The sequence below is a fragment of the Microbacterium sp. CFBP9034 genome, from assembly GCF_034045255.1.
Taxonomy (GTDB): Bacteria; Actinomycetota; Actinomycetes; order Actinomycetales; family Microbacteriaceae; genus Microbacterium.
Window position 1 is genome coordinate 818,852 of record NZ_JAXCWC010000001.1, and the last position, 15,779, is coordinate 834,630.

The 15,779-nt window shown below is 68.9% G+C and carries 14 protein-coding genes; 9 read left to right on the forward strand and 5 right to left on the reverse strand.

All coding sequences use genetic code 11. From position 1 onward, the window contains the following. Positions 1-266 precede the first annotated feature (266 nt). From SOM19_RS03555 to SOM19_RS03570, 4 genes are all read left to right on the forward strand, one after another. A complete protein-coding gene (locus SOM19_RS03555) occupies positions 267-2,960 on the forward strand; it encodes an outer membrane protein assembly factor BamB family protein (RefSeq protein ID WP_320485174.1) in 2,694 nt (897 codons plus the stop codon). A gap of 240 nt (positions 2,961-3,200) precedes the next feature. Continuing rightward, positions 3,201-3,857: a TRAP transporter small permease gene (locus tag SOM19_RS03560; protein WP_320485175.1), complete on the forward strand. Its 657-nt coding sequence runs from the start codon at positions 3,201-3,203 to the stop codon at positions 3,855-3,857. Positions 3,858-3,860: 3 nt separating this feature from the next. Further along, complete coding sequence (locus tag SOM19_RS03565; protein WP_320485176.1) at positions 3,861-5,141, forward strand: TRAP transporter large permease; 1,281 nt, start codon at positions 3,861-3,863, stop codon at positions 5,139-5,141. Between the two features lie 92 nt (positions 5,142-5,233). Further along, the gene (locus SOM19_RS03570; protein ID WP_320485177.1) at positions 5,234-5,677 is read left to right on the forward strand and encodes a type II 3-dehydroquinate dehydratase; all 444 of its coding nucleotides are present in this window, start codon (positions 5,234-5,236) and stop codon (positions 5,675-5,677) included. Positions 5,678-5,687: 10 nt separating this feature from the next. On the opposite strand, the gene SOM19_RS03575 is transcribed toward SOM19_RS03570, so the two are convergent. Beyond that, a complete protein-coding gene (locus tag SOM19_RS03575) occupies positions 5,688-7,049 on the reverse strand; it encodes an FAD-dependent oxidoreductase (RefSeq protein ID WP_320485178.1) in 1,362 nt (453 codons plus the stop codon). 19 nt (positions 7,050-7,068) lie between these two features. Further along, positions 7,069-8,148 (reverse strand): Gfo/Idh/MocA family protein, encoded by a 1,080-nt coding sequence (locus SOM19_RS03580; protein WP_320485179.1) that lies wholly within the window; start codon positions 8,146-8,148, stop codon positions 7,069-7,071. A gap of 321 nt (positions 8,149-8,469) precedes the next feature. Between SOM19_RS03580 and dctP the strand changes: the two genes are divergently transcribed. After that, positions 8,470-9,525 carry a TRAP transporter substrate-binding protein DctP gene (gene dctP / locus SOM19_RS03585; RefSeq protein WP_320485180.1) on the forward strand — a complete coding sequence of 352 codons (1,056 nt, stop codon included), beginning with the start codon at positions 8,470-8,472 and terminating at the stop codon, positions 9,523-9,525. Between the two features lie 66 nt (positions 9,526-9,591). Here dctP and SOM19_RS03590 read toward each other — a convergent pair whose 3' ends face one another. Then, the gene (locus SOM19_RS03590) at positions 9,592-10,356 is read right to left on the reverse strand and encodes an IclR family transcriptional regulator (protein WP_320485181.1); all 765 of its coding nucleotides are present in this window, start codon (positions 10,354-10,356) and stop codon (positions 9,592-9,594) included. 5 nt (positions 10,357-10,361) lie between these two features. After that, positions 10,362-11,120, reverse strand: a complete 759-nt coding sequence (locus SOM19_RS03595; protein WP_320485182.1) for an IclR family transcriptional regulator — start codon at positions 11,118-11,120, stop codon at positions 10,362-10,364. A 133-nt stretch (positions 11,121-11,253) separates the two neighbouring features. Between SOM19_RS03595 and SOM19_RS03600 the strand changes: the two genes are divergently transcribed. The 4 genes from SOM19_RS03600 to SOM19_RS03615 are packed head-to-tail and all read left to right on the forward strand — an operon-like array spanning position 11,254 to position 15,000. After that, positions 11,254-13,101, forward strand: coding sequence for a bifunctional sugar phosphate isomerase/epimerase/4-hydroxyphenylpyruvate dioxygenase family protein (locus SOM19_RS03600; protein ID WP_320485183.1), 1,848 nt, complete (start codon positions 11,254-11,256; stop codon positions 13,099-13,101). Continuing rightward, a complete protein-coding gene (locus SOM19_RS03605; protein ID WP_320485184.1) occupies positions 13,098-13,400 on the forward strand; it encodes a Dabb family protein in 303 nt (100 codons plus the stop codon). The genes SOM19_RS03600 and SOM19_RS03605 overlap by 4 nt, the downstream gene beginning before the upstream one ends. Then, positions 13,397-14,329, forward strand: a complete 933-nt coding sequence (locus SOM19_RS03610; protein WP_320485185.1) for a shikimate dehydrogenase — start codon at positions 13,397-13,399, stop codon at positions 14,327-14,329. Before SOM19_RS03605 ends, SOM19_RS03610 begins: the two co-directional genes overlap by 4 nt. Then, positions 14,326-15,000, forward strand: coding sequence for a TetR/AcrR family transcriptional regulator (locus SOM19_RS03615; RefSeq protein ID WP_320485186.1), 675 nt, complete (start codon positions 14,326-14,328; stop codon positions 14,998-15,000). The genes SOM19_RS03610 and SOM19_RS03615 overlap by 4 nt, the downstream gene beginning before the upstream one ends. On the opposite strand, the gene SOM19_RS03620 is transcribed toward SOM19_RS03615, so the two are convergent. Beyond that, positions 14,994-15,761, reverse strand: coding sequence for an IclR family transcriptional regulator (locus SOM19_RS03620; RefSeq protein ID WP_320485187.1), 768 nt, complete (start codon positions 15,759-15,761; stop codon positions 14,994-14,996). The genes SOM19_RS03615 and SOM19_RS03620 overlap by 7 nt on opposite strands. Positions 15,762-15,779 lie beyond the last annotated feature (18 nt).

Below are 15,779 nucleotides of genomic sequence, written 5' to 3' on the forward strand. Positions count from 1 at the left end.
GCTACGCACGTGCCGTCTTCGTCGACAAAGCGTGTCTCACTGGGCAGGAATCGGCCGCGATCGCTCCTCCCGGGCCGGAGGAGGGGTCGCGAGTTGTGCCACTCGGTGGGTCACGCCGTTGCCCGTGCCCGGCGCCGGGGTTAGCGTCCGAACGCCGCCGGTGCGATCGATCCCCAGTCGGGCAGATCCGGCAGTACACCCCAGAAAGACGTCGACCGGGCGGAAGCCCCGAGGACGTCGGATCAAAGACGATCAAGGAGTCAGGAATGCGCAAACGACTGACAATGCGGGCGGTAGCGGCGGGAGTCGGGGCACTTGTCGTGCTCGGCGTCGCCGCGTCGCCCGCGTACGGACTGGTGAGGCCGGCCGAGCCGGTCCCGCCCGCCGGATTGACCGGCGTGGAGCCGACCGGCGCCGACATGCCGACCGTCGGCGGAAACCTCGGGAATCAGCACTACTCCGGGCTGACCCAGATCGCCAAGGACAATCTCGACGAGCTGGCGCCCGCGTGGCGGACGCATGTCTCGGCAGTCGCCCCGGCGAGCGATGACGTCGGGCAGCAGACGACGCCGATCGTCGTCGACGGGGTGATCTACCTCGACACCCCGAGCGGCGGCGTGATCGCCGTCGACGGCGTCACCGGCGATCCCGTCTGGAAGTGGGAGAACTCGGTCTACGGCCTGTCCGGAACGCGGCGTGGAGTGTCGGCCGGCGACGGCAAGATCTTCACCCTCGCCGGGGGCAATCGCGTCGTGGCACTCGACGACGCGACGGGTGCCGAGGTCTGGGCGGTGCCCGCCACCGGCCCGAACGGCGAAGACCTCGGCCGAGTCGGCAAGGTCGCCACCGTGTACTACGACGGCATCGTCTACGCGCACGCGGCGGACGGCGACCGCGGCGCCGTGGTCGCGCTCGACGCGAGCGACGGATCGTACCTGTGGCACTTCTTCGGCGGACCGAAGCGCGGCGAGGTGTTCACCGGCGTCGACGGAGTTCCGTTCGATGCGTCCGCGACCTGGGGTCCGGTTCTTCCTGACGGCACCGACTGCGCGGAGGAGGGCGGCGCGACGTCGTGGATCCACGGCGCCGTCGACCCCGAGCTGGGCATGTACTACATGACCTTCGGCAACGCCCGCAGCTGCACCTCGTCGCAGAACGGGTCGCTGCGGCCCGGCGACAACCTCTTCTCGAGCACGATGGTGGCGGTCGACGCTGCAACGGGCTCGTACAAGTGGCACTACCAGTCCATCCACCACGACGTCTGGGACATGGACAACGTGCACCCGCCGACCCTCGCCGACATCGAGGTCGCCGGCGAGGAGCGCAAGGTCGTGTTCTACGGCAGCAAGTCGGGGCACCAGTTCGTGCTGGATCGCACCAACGGCGACCCCGTGCTGCCCGTCACCGAGAAGGCGATGATCACCGACTCGCGCCAGGCGCACTCCCCGACCCAGCCGTTCCCGCAGACCCGGCTGCTCCCCGAGTGCGTCGTGTGGGAGAAGCTCGACCCGGAGAACATCCCAGGCGATCCGTGGCGCGCGGTGCCGAACTACAACGGCTACCAGGCCGACGCCGAGGGCAACCTCGTCTTCAACCCCGACAGCTATGTCGCCGCCGACGAGCCCTTCCTCAGCTACCCCGAGGGATACCCGTCGGACCACCGCGAGGGCTGCATGTACGACCCGCAGTGGGATCTGCCCATCCTCTCCACCACCAGCCAGAACGGCGGAGCGGACTGGTCGAACAACGCCTACAGCCACCGCACCAACCTGGTGTACTACCCGTACGGCACGAACCCGGTGGCGCACTGGAACGGGGCATCGGCGAACGGTCAGCGAGCCATGGGCCAGTACCAGACCGGCGGCATCCTCGCGTACGACGCGTCGACCGGTGAGGTCGCGTGGGAGAACCACCTCGGCACCGACATGTCGCACGGCCAGGGGCCGCTGGTGACAGCATCCGATCTCCTCTTCGTCGGTCAGATCGACGGTCGAGCGCTCGCGATGGACGCCGAGAACGGCGACGTGCTCTGGGAGTTCCAGACGGGCTCGGGGATCGCCGCCGCGCCGGTCACCTACGAGGTCGACGGCGAGCAGTACGTCGCCGTCTTCGCCGCGGGGTCGACCAACCCCTACGGCGGATCGGTGACGCAGGGCGACTCGCTCTGGGCCTTCAAGCTCGGTGGCACCTACACGACCGAGTCGGGCAGCCAGGAGGGGCCGGACACGGCACCGCTGACGATCCGGCGTCCGGTCAGCGGTGCGGCGGTCGCGGGCGAGACGGTGGGCAACACGGTGCTGCTCGCGCGCTCGAGCCGGACGGCCGACACGGCGGCGGCGCGGGACGCGACGACGCAGAGCTCGATGCAGCCGACGCACCTCCGTGTGCCGGTCGGGACCACGGTCACCTTCCGCAATCCCGGGGCCGAGACGTTCCCGAACTTCCCCAACGTGAAGGAGCACTGCGCAACGCAGTTCTTCGAGGGGGAGTTCAACGCCAGGCTGCAGCCGGGGGAGACCTACCAGCACACGTTCGACCGTGCCGGTGAGTACTACTTCAACGACTGCACCGATCCGCGGCCGACCGGCAAGATCGAGGTCTACCTCACGCCGCAGGACCAGCCGGGCGCGCTGAGGTTCACGCCGAGCCGGATCAACCTGAGCTCGGAGACAGGGCTCTTCACGGGTGTCGACGGAAAGGTGTCGGCTCACTTCGAGCTCCCTGCGGGCTACCGGTATGAGAGCGGGGCCGCCCTGGTGACGCCACTCTCGTCCAGCGTGGTCGAGCCCACGAAGGTGACCGCCAACAAGAACCGGGTCATCCTCCAGTTCGAGAAGGCGGACATCGACAACAACGTGCCGGCGGGCGAGGCGACGCTCACCGTGCGCGTGAACGTGCTCGACCCGTCGGGCGTGCAGAAGCAGCTCACGTCGACCGCGACGGTGAGGATCACCAAGTAGGAGGAATCCGACCGCAGTACCGCTGATCCGCTCCCGTCGGTCGGCGCGATCGCCCCTTGGGCGGCCGTGCTCCGACGGGGGCGGATCTCTGCGAGCGGTCGGTGTCCCATTCGGCGAGACTCGACTTTGCACGGGTCGGTGCGACGACCAGAGTCACAGGGGCGGTCCTGCGCGTGCGCAGCGTCGCCCTGCATCAACAGAGAGGTTGGCAATGCACCCTGACAACATGGCGGTGACGCCGTGAATGACAAGGACCCCGGCGCACAGCCCGAGGAAGGACCGGGCGCAGAGCCCGAGAAGGTGCCGGACAAGGTGCCCGAGCCCGGCTTCGCGGACTCCATCTACGGGCACACCAACACCTTCTACACGGCGCCCAAGCTGAATCAGGGCGTCCCCGCGGATCCGAGGTTCATCAAGGTCCTCTCCGCGATCGAGATCGCCATCGGCGTCGTGCTGTTCGCCCTCATCGTCTTCGGCGTCATGCTTCAAGTCCTGGGGCGCTACTTCCCCTCGGTCGGCTGGGTCGGCGCCGGCGAGCTCGCGCTCATGTCGATGGTCGCGATGACCTTCATCACCACCGGCTACCTCGTGGGCCGCAACGGCCACATCGTGCTGGAGATCTTCGACGAGATGCTCGCGGGGACGAGACTCTTCGTCGCGCTGAGAGTCGTCTCCGCGATCATCATGGCCGCGACGAGCATCGCCCTCGCCTACGAGGCGTTCGTGAAGATCGAGTCCGAGTGGGGCCGGCTCAGCGCCGCCATGCACGTGCCCATCGGCGTGCTGTACATCTTCGCTCTGATCGGCTTCCTCTCGGCCGCAGTGCACTCCACCTTCAAGATCCCCTATGCGAACCGCCCCGAGCACAAGCTCGACATCGGCGAAATGGAAGGCTGAGCTTTGGATCTCTGGCTCTACATCCTGCTGCTCGTCGTCTTCCTGCTCCTGCGGGTGCCGGTCGCCTTCGCGATGATCGCGTCGAGCATGCTGTACTTCTACAGCCACAACCTGTCGGCGGGATACGCGATCTCGTCCGTCGTGAACGGCATCAACAGCTTCCCGCTGCTCGCGGTGCCGCTGTTCATCTTCGTCGGCACGATCGCCAACCATCTCGGCATCGCGACCCGGCTCTACGACTTCGCCCGGGCGCTCCTTCCGAGGCTCCCCGGCAACCTCGCCTACGTGAACCTCGGCACCGCGATCGGGTTCTCGTGGATCAGCGGTTCCGCGCTCGCGGATGCCGCATCCACGAGCAAGGTGCAGATCCCGCAGATGCTCAAGGCGGGCTACCCGTACGGGTTCTCGGCGGGGCTCACGGCGTCCGGTTCGCTGATGAGCACGGTGATGCCGCCGAGCATCCCCGCAGTCCTCTTCGCGGCGACGGCATCCATCTCCACGGGCGCCCTCTTCGCGGGCTCGATCCTGCCGGCCATGCTGATGGCGATCGGCCTCGCCCTGTACGTCTTCGTGTGGGTGCGACTGCACCCCAAGATCGCCACGACGCGTCCGTTCGACGGCTCGATGCTCGGCAAGGCGGTCGCGCGGGTCATCGGACCGGCGTTCCTGCCCGTCATCATCCTCGGCGGCATCTTCAGCGGATGGTTCACTCCGACCGAGAGCGCCGGCATCGCAGCGGTGTACATGCTCATCCTCGGAGTGATCTACCGCACGCTGAACTGGCACGTGTTCTGGAAGGCCGCCAAGGAGACGGTCGTCATCTCCGGCGGCATCCTCCTGATCCTCGGCGCGTCGAACCTGATGGGGCTGGTGCTCGCACGCGAGCAGGTCTCTCGCAACCTCGGCGAGTGGCTGGCGGGTCTGACCTCGAGCCCGATCGTGTTCCTGCTGCTGCTGAACGTGCTGCTGATCCTGCTCGGCATCTTCCTCGAGGCGCCGCCCGTGATCCTGGTGCTGGTGCCGATCCTGATGCCGATCATCGCGCAGTACGGCATCGACCCCGTGCAGCTCGGCGTCATCATGATCCTCAACCTGATGATCGGATCATTGACGCCACCGGTCGGCGCGGTGCTGTTCGTCATCGGCTCCATCACACGGAGACCCATGGGAGAGCTGTTCCGAGGCATCCTCCCGTTCCTCATCCCGCTGGGAGTGGTCCTGCTGCTCCTCACGCTGTTCCCGATCATCGTCACGATCGTGCCGACGATGCTCGGCCTGATGTAGCCGGTCTGCTGATCACCGGAGTCCCCGCGGCGAGCGAAGCCGGCGGCGCGGGGACCCCGGGTCCGGCAGACCGAATCCGAGAGGAGTGATCGGTGGCAAGGAAGCTCTTCGTTCTGAACGGCTCCAACCTGAACATGCTCGGCCTGCGCGAGCCGGAGCTGTACGGCACCGCGACGCTGGAGGACGTCCGCACGGAGTGCGGCCGAGTCGCAGAAGCGCTCGGGTTCGAGCTCTTCTTCGCGCAATCCAACGCGGAGCACGAGGTCGTGGAATGGGTGCACGACGCCTTTCGGCAGAACGCGACGGTGGTCATCAATCCGGCGGGCTTCAGCTTCGGCTCCGTGCCGCTTCTCGACGCGCTCCACATGCTCGCCACCCCGGTCATCGAGGTGCACATCACGAACATCCATGCGCGCGACGTCCTCCACCAGCAGTCGATCATCTCGTCCGTTGCGCGCGTGGTGATCGCGGGCGCGGGTGTGTTCGGCTACGAGCTGGCGATCCGCGCGGCTGACCGGCTCACGGCGGAGGCCTGACCGCGCCCGATCAGCGCTCCAGGATCGTCTCGGCCGCCTGAATCCCGAACACGAGCGCCTTGGTCAGCGCGGTCCCCGTCATATAGGACGCACCGTGGAATCCGCCCACGATCTCACCGGCGGCCCACAGGCCCGCGATGCGCGTTCCATCGACACGGGTGACGGAGGTGTCGGGCGCGACGCTCAGCCCTCCGTACGTCGACGTCATGGCCGTGACCGCCGAGTACGCGTAGTAGGGCGGGACCGCGACGGGCACGAGCGGGCCGACTCCGTTCACGAGCCCCGTGCGCCCGAATCCGTCCTCCGTACGGCCCGAGACGCTTTCGTTGTACAGCTCGACGGTCCGACGAAGTCGCCCGGCCGGGATGCCGAGTCCGTGCTCGAGCGCTGTGAGCGTGGGCGCACTGACGAGATGGCCGAGGTCGTCGATCCGCTCCATGTCGGACAGCGGCACGCCGGGCCTCGAACGCGCTCTCACCACCGAGTCGAAGACCTGGTGGGCCATCCCGCCGGGCTGGCCCAGGACCGCCGACCCGAGGACCTTGTACGATTCCGACTCGTCCGCGAAGCGCTCACCGCGCGCGTTCACGAGGATCGCGCCGAGGTAGTTCGCGGTCAGCAGCTCGTGCTCGTCGTCGGTCGTCTCGGGGTGCTGACCGTAGGTGCCGGCGACGTGACCGATGTCGGCGAGGCCCGCGCCCAGCATCCAGCCCATGCGCAGTCCGTCGCCCGTGCTGCCCAGTCCGCCGTACGGCATGGCGCCGGCCTGGTCGGGCACGAAGAGCTCGAGAAGCTCGCGGGAGCGCGAGAACCCGCCGCTCGCGAGAACGACGCCGGCGTCGGCGGTGAGGTCGCCGGACTCGGATCGGATGCCGCGAACCCGCTCGCCGTCCCAGATCAGTGCATGAGCCGCGCACCCGCGACGGATCACGGCGCCCGCGGCGCGCGCCTCGCTCTCGAGGAAGCCGAGCAGATCGCGGATGCGGATCAGGTGCGCCCGCGCGACGGTCATGCCCGCACTGACCTTGAGCTCGTCCGTCCACGCCCCCGCGCGATCGATCGCTTCGACCGCGCGCGCCTGGTGCTCGACGAGCGCCTGAAGGAGAAGCTCGTCGGCGAACCCTCCGCCCGTGGCGACCATATCCGCGAGGAACAGGGCATCGGAGTCGGCGACGCCTGCAGTGCGCTGGAGCGCGGTGCCCGACAGTGCGAGCCAGCCTCCGCTCATCGCCGAGCTGCCTCCGAGCCGGTCGCGCTTCTCGACGAGGGCGACCCGGCGCCCGGCCACAGCCAGCCGGTGCGCCGCGGCCAGGCCCGCGAGTCCGCCTCCGACGACGACGGCGTCGAACTCCCGACCGCGCAGCGCGTTCACCGCCGGAGCCGGGCGCGGGTCATGAGGACGCCTCGGCATCGGCCCGGAACCCCGCGACGTCGACAGTCGATCCGCTCGCGGCAGCCAGTGCCGCCGCCTCGACGAGCGCGAGCGTGCGGGAGGCGTCCTCGGCCGACACGAGTGGTGCCGCGTCGCCCCGGGCCACGTCGAGGAAGTGGTCCAGCTGCGCCTCGAAGGATCCTCGCGGCGCGACCTGCAGATAGGTGCGGGAAAGCGGCGAGTGCCAGTCGGCGGACACCGACGGGTCGTACGAATAAGTGGCGAGATTGGGAACCGACAGCGCTCCGCGCGTCCCGGTGAACTGATAAGCCACGCCGTCGGGAAAGTAGGGGAAGGAGAGCGTCTCCTCGGTGGACTGGTCCCAGCCCCACGGCGAGGCTCCGGCATCGGAAGCGAGGAAGCTCCCGACCGTGCCGGACTGGAATCGGAGATTCAGCGACACCGTGTCCTCCACGGCCAGACCGCGGGCATGGGAGCTGCGCAGCGCCTGCACCTCGGCGACCTCTCCGCAGAGGTGGCGCAGCAGATCGAGGTCGTGGACGACGTTGATGAGCATCACACCGGCTCCCTGCCGGCTGTGCCACGGGATGTCGGTGAAGTAGGACTCGTCTTTGCGTGCAGACCAGATCCCGCTGACGGCGACGACCTGTCCGATGGTGCCGTCGCGGAGCGCGGAGCGTGCGCGCGCGACGGCGGGATGGTGACGGCGGTGATGGCCGACGAGCAGTCGCCCGTCGAGACGTGCGACGGCCTGCACGAGTCGGATCGACTCGCGGTAGTCGACGGCGATCGGCTTCTCGAGCAGCACCGCGACCCCCGCCTCGAGGAATTCGATCGCGGTGTCGACGTGGAGGGAGTTGGGGCTGGCGATGATGACGGCGTCGAGTTCCACGGCCTCCAGCGCCGCCGCAGCGGAGGGGAAGGTCGGGCATCCGAACTCCTCGACCGCGGCCAGCGGGTCCGCGACAGCGCTCAGTTCGGCGCCCTTCGCCGCGCGGACGAACTCGATGTGCTGCCGGCCCATGAACCCGGCGCCGACGACGCCGATACGCACAGGTCCGTCCCCGGATGCGGTCACGGAAGCCTCCCTGGTCATCTTGTCGCGCGGGCCCGAGGCGAGCGTATGGCACGATGGAACGACGTAGACGGTGCGTTCCATTCAGCGGTGAATCCCCCCTTCCGACTGCGAAGGATCGCATGTTCCACTCGACGGGACATCGCTTTGCGAACCGCTCGATGTCCGTAAGAGTCAGCACTGCCACAGGGCCGCAACCTGACAGCGTGGTCGACGACGATCTCGCCCCGTGCGAACACGTATCGACCGGATGTCCCGCTGCGGCCACCGAATGTCACGTCCGCGCTTGCACGATGACGTGCGCAGAATCAAGAGGAGAGTCCCATGGGCACAGCCCGATCGACGCGCCGAGGCCGGTTTGCCGCGTCGGTGCTCGCAGCATCCGCCCTCGTCATCACCGGCTGTGCCGGCGGCGACCCGGGGAGCACCGCCACCGACGACCCCGCCGCGGAGAATGAACCCGTCACGCTCACCGTAGCCACCAGCCAGCCGGAAGAGACGCCGAACTACTTCTGCGGCGTCGAACTGCTCAAGGAGCGACTCGAGGACGCCGACATCGGCTTCACCGTCGAGCTGTTCCCCGCGAGCCAGCTCGGTCCCGACGCGGACCGCTTCCCGCTCGTCCAGGCCGGCGACATCGACATCGACCTGCAGGGCGCCTCCGCCCTGAGTTCGACGTTCGAGCCCATCGGCGTGGTCGATGCGGCCTACGCCTTCGACGACGTCGACCACGCGTTCAACTGGATCGACGAAAGCTCGGAAGAGCTGTTCACGTCGTTCCACGAGGCCACGGGCGTCAACATCGTGGACGGATGGTTCTTCGGCAACCGCACCTTCACCACGAAGGACGTCGAGGTCACCAGCCCCGACGACCTCGCGGGCGTGCCCATCCGGTTCCCGAACTCGCCGCAGTTCCTGGCCAACGCCGAGGCGCTCGGTGTCGACAACCCGGTCTCCGTCGCCGTCGAAGAGGTGTATTCCGCCCTGCAGCAGGGCATCGCCGTCGGGCAGGAGAACCCGATCGTCGCGACGCACTCGCAGAGCTTCGACGAGGTGCTCAACACCGTCGTCCTGAACGATCATCAGGTCGGCATCCACTGGATCATCGTCAGCGACAAGACGTACGACAAGATGAACGACGAGCAGGCCGCCCTGCTCGAGGAGACCATCCACGAGATCCGTCCCGAGAACCGCACGTGCGTCGACGAGGAGACGGAGACGATCCTCGAGGAGTACCGCGGAGACGATGCCTACACCGTGATCGAGCAGGAAGACATCGACATGGACGCGTTCAAGAGCAAGGCCGAGGAATTCTTCGGGGGTTACTTCACCGGAGAGAACCTCGAGGCGTACCAGGCCATCCGCGAGTCGGCCGGCTGACCTCACGGCTGAACGGGACGGGGTGGGTGCGAGATCGCACCCACCCCGTTTCGTCGCGTCCGGCGATCAGGCGGGCCGACCCTGACCGAGACGGCGGCCGACGGTGATGCCCGCGGCGCGCACGGCAGGACCGGCCTGCTCGGGGATGAGCCCCTCGACCGAGCCCGTCACCGACAGCGCCGCGACGGGAAGGGCGCCATGAGCGAGGATCGGGGTGGCGACGCACACGCGCCCCGTCGCGCACTCCTCGCGTTCGAACGCGATACCGCTGAGGCGAATGTCGACGAGTTCCTTCCACAGCGCCGAAGGCTCGCAGATCGTGCGCGGGGTGCGCGGTGCCAGTCCTGCCTCGGCGAGGCGCTGCGAGGTCTCCTTCGGCGAAAAGGCGAGAAGCGCCTTGCCGAGCGCCGTCGCGTGGGCGGGCAGGCGGCCGCCGACCCGTGCCGGCGGTTTCGAGGCGCCCTCGCCGCGAACGGTCGCGATGATGACGACATCTGACCCGTCGAGTATCGCGAGATTCACGGTCTGGCCCGTCAGGCCCCGCAGTTCGTTCATCACCGGCAGTGCCGCATGGCGCAGCCGACGCGGCTGCTCGACCGTCTGACCGAGTTCGAACAGCCGAACGCCGAGGTAGAGCTTGTCGCCCTCGCGATCGAGGAACTGCTGGCTGACGAGGTCGGCTGCGATGCGCGACACCGTCGACTTCGGCAGGTTCGCCCGGCGCGCCAGCTCCGAGATGCCGAGGCCCTCGTCCTGCTCGCCGAACGCGTCGAAGACCGCGGTCACGCGGTCGAGCACACTGACCGAGTCGGTCCAATCCGCTGTGCGCATCGTGACTACGCCGCCGAGAGGCGGCGTGTGAGGGTCGAGCCGGCGGCACGAACCAGCGGCGCCACGCGCTCGGGGTCCATGGCCCCGCTGGGGCCGGCGACCGAGATCGCGCCGAGAACGACCCGGTCGGCCGAGAGCACCGGGCTGGCGACCGCCAGGATGCCCGGATAGGCGACCTCCCGGTCGATGGCGACCACCGAGGACCGCACATGGCTGAGCTCGTCCCGGAACTCGTCCGCGGCGTGGTTGATGAGGGGCGCGCTCACCCGGGCGACCACCGACTGGTCGGCGCAGAAGGCCAGGTACGCCTTGCCGCTGGCCGTCGTCAAGGCGGGGGAGCGCATGCCGGCACGGGTCGGGAGCATCGGAAGCCGGCCGGCGACGGCCGCCACGGAGACCATGTCGGTCCCCTGCTGCACCCACAGGCCGACGCGTTCGCCCGTGACATCCCGGAGGTTCCTGATCACCGGTGCCGCGGCGGCGAGGAGTCGGCGGGGCAGGCTCGCGCGCGCACCGAGCTCGAACAGGCGCAGTCCGAGGGTCACGCCCTCGTCCGACCGCTCCAGATAACGCTGCCGGGTCAGATCTGCGACCAGGCGGGACACGGTCGACTTGGGGAGGTTCGTCTGCTCAGCGAGGTCGGTGATCGACACCGATCCTCCGGACGCCCTGACGGCATCGAGGAGCGCGAAGATCCGATCGAGCACGGATGCCGGTGCCACCGGCCGACCGGCGCCGGTGTTCCATTCGGCGAGACTCGTCATCGAGATTCCCCTCCCTACAGGTTGAATCGTCGTCGACCACCCTTTGAGGTCGAACGTACTAGTTAGTACGTTTTCATGCAATGCTGTTCGAGAATCGAGCGGCTGCCAGCGTCGGCGGCCGCAGGAAGGTCTCATGCGCACGTCGATCGCCACGGTCTGCCTGAGCGGCACTCTGGACGAGAAGCTCCTCGCGGCGCAGGAAGCGGGCTTCGACGGGGTGGAGATCTTCGAGCCGGATCTCGTCGCATCGCCCGACTCGCCCGAGACGATCCGCGCGCGCGCCGCCGAGCTCGGCCTGTCGCTCGACCTCTACCAGCCCTTCCGTGACTTCGAAGGGGTCGGCCCCGACCTGCTGGATCACAACCTCCGCAGAGCGGCGGCGAAGTTCACGCTCATGAACCGCCTCGGCATCGAGACCATCCTCCTGTGCAGCAACGTCGCGACGGCGCGCAGCGGGGACGAGCAGCTGGCGGCGACCCAGCTTCGCCGGCTGGGCGATCTCGCCGACCGGTTCGGCGTCCGGGTCGCGTACGAAGCACTCGCCTGGGGACGATTCGTCGACGGCTATGAGACGGCCGCCCGCATCGTGCGCCTGGCGGATCACCCTCGGGTGGGGGTGTGCCTCGACAGCTTCCACATCCTGTCGAAGGGCGACAATCCCGAGGCCATCGAGACCATTCCCGCCGACAAGATCTTCTTCGTCCAGCTCGCCGATGCGCCGCTCCTGTCGATGGACGTCCTCTCGTGGAGCCGCCACCACCGCGTCTTCCCCGGGGAGGGCGGCTTCGATCTGGGGGCGTTCATGGGGCACCTCATGCGGACGGGATACGACGGGCCGATCTCACTCGAGATCTTCAACGACACCTTCCGCCAGTCCGACCCGCTCTCGACGGCGATCGACGCCCACCGTTCCCTGCGGTGGCTCGAGGACGAAGCCGCGCGCTGGCTGGGCGCGGCCGCGGGCGGGCGGGCCGCGAGGATGTCGGCCACGGCGCTTCCCCTCGTCGAGCCGCCCACGGGCGTCAGCTACGTCGAGCTCCGGACGGAGGCGATGGACGACACCCGGACCCTCCTGCAGCAGCTCGGCTTTCGCGCACACGGCGCACACCGGACGAAGAGCGTGGAGCTGTGGGCGCAGGGCGGGGCGCGCATCGTGCTCGGCCGTCCGGAGTCCGATCGTCCGCAGCCGACCGTGGCGGGGATCGGGCTCTCGGTTCGGGATCGTGACGCGGCCCTGCAGCGAGCCACCGAGCTGTCGGCGACGCAGCTCCACCGTGAAGAGGGTGCGGGCGACGAACCGCTCGTCGGCGTCCGGGCCCCCGATGGGTCGGAGATCTTCTTCGGCGCGGCGGGGGAGTCGGAACCGGACTGGGTGAGCGAGTTCGGCGACCCCGTCGATCAGGGCGATGCGCGGATCCTCCAGGTCGACCACATCAATCTCGCGCAGCCCTGGCAGCACTTCGATGCCGGTGTGCTCTTCTTCCACTCCGTGCTCGACCTTCGCACCCAGCCCGCGATGGAGGTGGCGGCACCGGTCGGGCTCGTGCGCAGCCAGGTGCTCACGACCGCCGACGGCGTCGTGCGGATCGCTCTCAACCTCGTCCCTCCCGCCGCCGGGGAGGACGCCATCCTTCCCCAGCACATCGCGTTCGCGGCATCCGATGCCCTCGGTCTCGCCCGATCGGCCCGCGACCGCGGCTTCCGCCCTCTTCACATCCCTGCCAACTATTACGACGACATCGAAGCGCGGTTCGAGATCGAGCCCGCGCTGCTCGAACAGCTGAAGGACCTGAACGTCATGTACGACCGCGACGAGGCGGGCGAATTCCTCCACTTCTACACCGCGCCGATCGGCACGGTCTTCCTCGAGATCGTCGAGCGGCGGGACGGCTACGACGGCTATGGCGCGCTCAACGCACCGGTGCGGCTCGCGGCGCAGTACCAGCAGCGACGCGAGTCCCACACGGGAGCAGCGGCATGATCCGCCATGTCGCCGTCTTCACCTTCGTGCCGTCCTTCACCGAGGCGGAGCGAGAGGAGTGGGTGGCGCTGCTGCGGGCGCTTCCGGCGCAGATCCCCGAGCTCCGGAGCCTGAGCGTCGGGACCGATGTCGTCGGTGGGCCGTCGTCGCACGAACTGGCGATCGTCGCGGACTTCGACGACCTCGACGGACTCGACGCGTACAACCGCCACCCGGCGCACGCCGAGGTGCTGAGGATCTCCGGCCCGGTGAAGGCGTCTCTCGCCACGGTGGACTTCGAAGTCGTGGACGCTTCGTGACCGATCGCCGACCGCCCGCCCGGCCACGCTCGGACGCACAGGGCGACCGCTACCTCGTCGGGCTCATCGGCGAGGGCATCACCGCCTCCCTCACCCCTCCGATGCACGAGGCCGAGGCGGCCGCACTCGGGCTGGACTACGAATACCGCGTCCTCGACCTCATCGAGCTCGGGAGGCCGGCGGAGGACGTCGGCGCCCTCCTCGCCGAGGCGCGGGCGACGGGCTTCGCGGCCATGAACATCACCCATCCGTGCAAGCAGCTCGTCCTCGATCTCGTCGACGAGCTTCACGCGGATGCCGCACGCCTCAGAGCCGTGAACCTCGTGGTGTTCGACGGCGATCGCCTCATCGGGTACAACACCGACTGGATGGGGTTCGGCGACGGCCTTGCGGCCGGCCTGCCGGGAGCGTCGCTCGATCGCGTCGTGCAGATCGGCTGCGGCGGGGCCGGGGCCGCGACCGCGTACGCGCTCCTCACGCGCGGCACCTTGAGGCTCGATCTGTTCGACGTCGAGACCGAGCGCGCGGAGCACCTCGCCGAACGCATGCGCACGCACTTCCCGGAGCAGACCATCACGACGGTGCTCGGCGGTGACCTTCCGCACGCCGTCTCGCGCGCGAGCGGCGTGGTCCACGCGACCCCGATGGGGATGCTCCATCATCCGGGCGTCGCGTTCGACCTCGACCTGCTCGCCGAGGGAGCCTGGGTGTCGGATGTGGTGTACCGCCCGCTCGAGACCGAGCTCCTGCGGCAGGCCGCCGAGCGGGGGCATCCGGTGCTCGACGGCGGGAGGATGGCCGTCGGCCAGGCATGCGCTAGTCTCCAGATCATCACGGGCAGGGTGCCCGATCGCGACCGGATGCAGCGGCATTTCCTTGCGCTCATCGGTGCCGAGGAGCGGTCCGGCGCTGAAGGGAGCTCTCGATGAGCGAGCGGCTGAGCGAGGTGCGCGACAGCGGATCGACCGAGCGCGCCGTGCGCACCCAGGGCGACATCCTCGAGGTCGCGACGGCCGAGTTCGCCGCGAACGGCTATGCCGGTGCCCGAGTCGACGAGATCGCCGCACGGACGCGCACGACGAAGCGGATGATCTACTACTACTACGGCTCCAAGGAGGGCCTCTATCTCGCGGTGCTGGAACGCGCGTACGCGCAGATCCGCCGGGTGGAACGCGGCATCCAGATCGACGAGCTGTCGCCGGACGAGGCGCTTCGCAAGATCGCGGAGGTGACGTACGACCACCACACGACCCACCCGGCGTTCATCAAGCTCGTGAGCATCGAGAACATCCACCGCGCCGAGCACCTGCGTCAGTCCGACACGATTCTCCGCGAGAACGTCACGGCCATCACGCTGCTCGAGCAGGTCATCGAGCGCGGCGTCGGCGAGGGACTCTTCCGCGATGACATCGATGCGCTGGACGTTCACATGGTCATCAGCGCCTATGCCTGCTTCCACGTGGCCAACCGCCACACGTTCGCGGCCATCTTCGACCGGGACATGCTCGAAGCCTCGTTGCAGGACTCCCACCGCCGCCTCATCGGCGACATGGTCGTCGCGACGATGACCGACCGGCGAGGTGCGCCGAGCACTCAGTGAGACGGCCGTCGCGGCGGTACCCCGCCCGGTGCCAGTCGACGGCCGAGGGCGAGCGCGGCGCCGCGCACGTGCGGACCGGATGCCTCGACGTCGATGTCGCCCGACAGCCCTGACACCCCGATCGCCCCGACCAGCACCCCCGGCGGGGAGAACACCGGGCCGGCCACCGACGTCACGCCGATGCCGAACTCCTCGACGTCCACCGCGAGCCCGTCGCGACGGACGCCGACGAGCTGATTCCGCAGGCGGGCGGGGTCGGTGATCGTGCTCGGTGTCGACGCCGCCAGCCCGGTCGCGACGACCGCGTCGACCGCGGCAGGATCGGCGTGGGCGAGCGCAGCCTTCCCCAGAGCCGTCGCATGGACGGGGATCCGACCGCCGATGCGGCAGATCAGCGGGGTGGTGGTGTCGCCGCGCATGATCGCGATGCACACCATCTCGTGCGCGTCCCGGATGGCGAGATACGCGCTGCGGCCTGTCGCGCGGCGGAGGTCCGCCAGCACCGGGAGCGCCGCCGCGCGCAGTTCGCGCGGCTCCTCGGCGAGCTGGCCGAGCTCGAAGAGCCGGAGGCCCAGCCGGATGACCGTTCCGTCGCGCTCCAGGTAGTGCTGGCGGACGAGCGCGGAGACGAGCCGCGAGACGGTCGACTTCGGCAGCTCAGCCCGCTCCGCGAGCTCCGAGATGCGCAGGCCCCGATCGTCCTCGTCGAAGGCCTCGAAGATCGCCGTCATGCGGTCGAGGACCCCGAGGGAGTCCGACATGCCGGCGCCTTCCATCGA

Coding starts and splice junctions, on each gene's coding strand:
- SOM19_RS03555 (WP_320485174.1), top strand. CDS start 267: ATGCGCAAACGACTGACAATGCGGGCGGTAGCGGCGGGAGTCGGGGCA.
- dctP (WP_320485180.1), top strand. CDS start 8,470: ATGGGCACAGCCCGATCGACGCGCCGAGGCCGGTTTGCCGCGTCGGTG.
- SOM19_RS03590 (WP_320485181.1), bottom strand. CDS start 10,356: ATGCGCACAGCGGATTGGACCGACTCGGTCAGTGTGCTCGACCGCGTG.
- SOM19_RS03595 (WP_320485182.1), bottom strand. CDS start 11,120: ATGACGAGTCTCGCCGAATGGAACACCGGCGCCGGTCGGCCGGTGGCA.
- SOM19_RS03600 (WP_320485183.1), top strand. CDS start 11,254: ATGCGCACGTCGATCGCCACGGTCTGCCTGAGCGGCACTCTGGACGAG.
- SOM19_RS03605 (WP_320485184.1), top strand. CDS start 13,098: ATGATCCGCCATGTCGCCGTCTTCACCTTCGTGCCGTCCTTCACCGAG.
- SOM19_RS03615 (WP_320485186.1), top strand. CDS start 14,326: ATGAGCGAGCGGCTGAGCGAGGTGCGCGACAGCGGATCGACCGAGCGC.
- SOM19_RS03620 (WP_320485187.1), bottom strand. CDS start 15,761: ATGTCGGACTCCCTCGGGGTCCTCGACCGCATGACGGCGATCTTCGAG.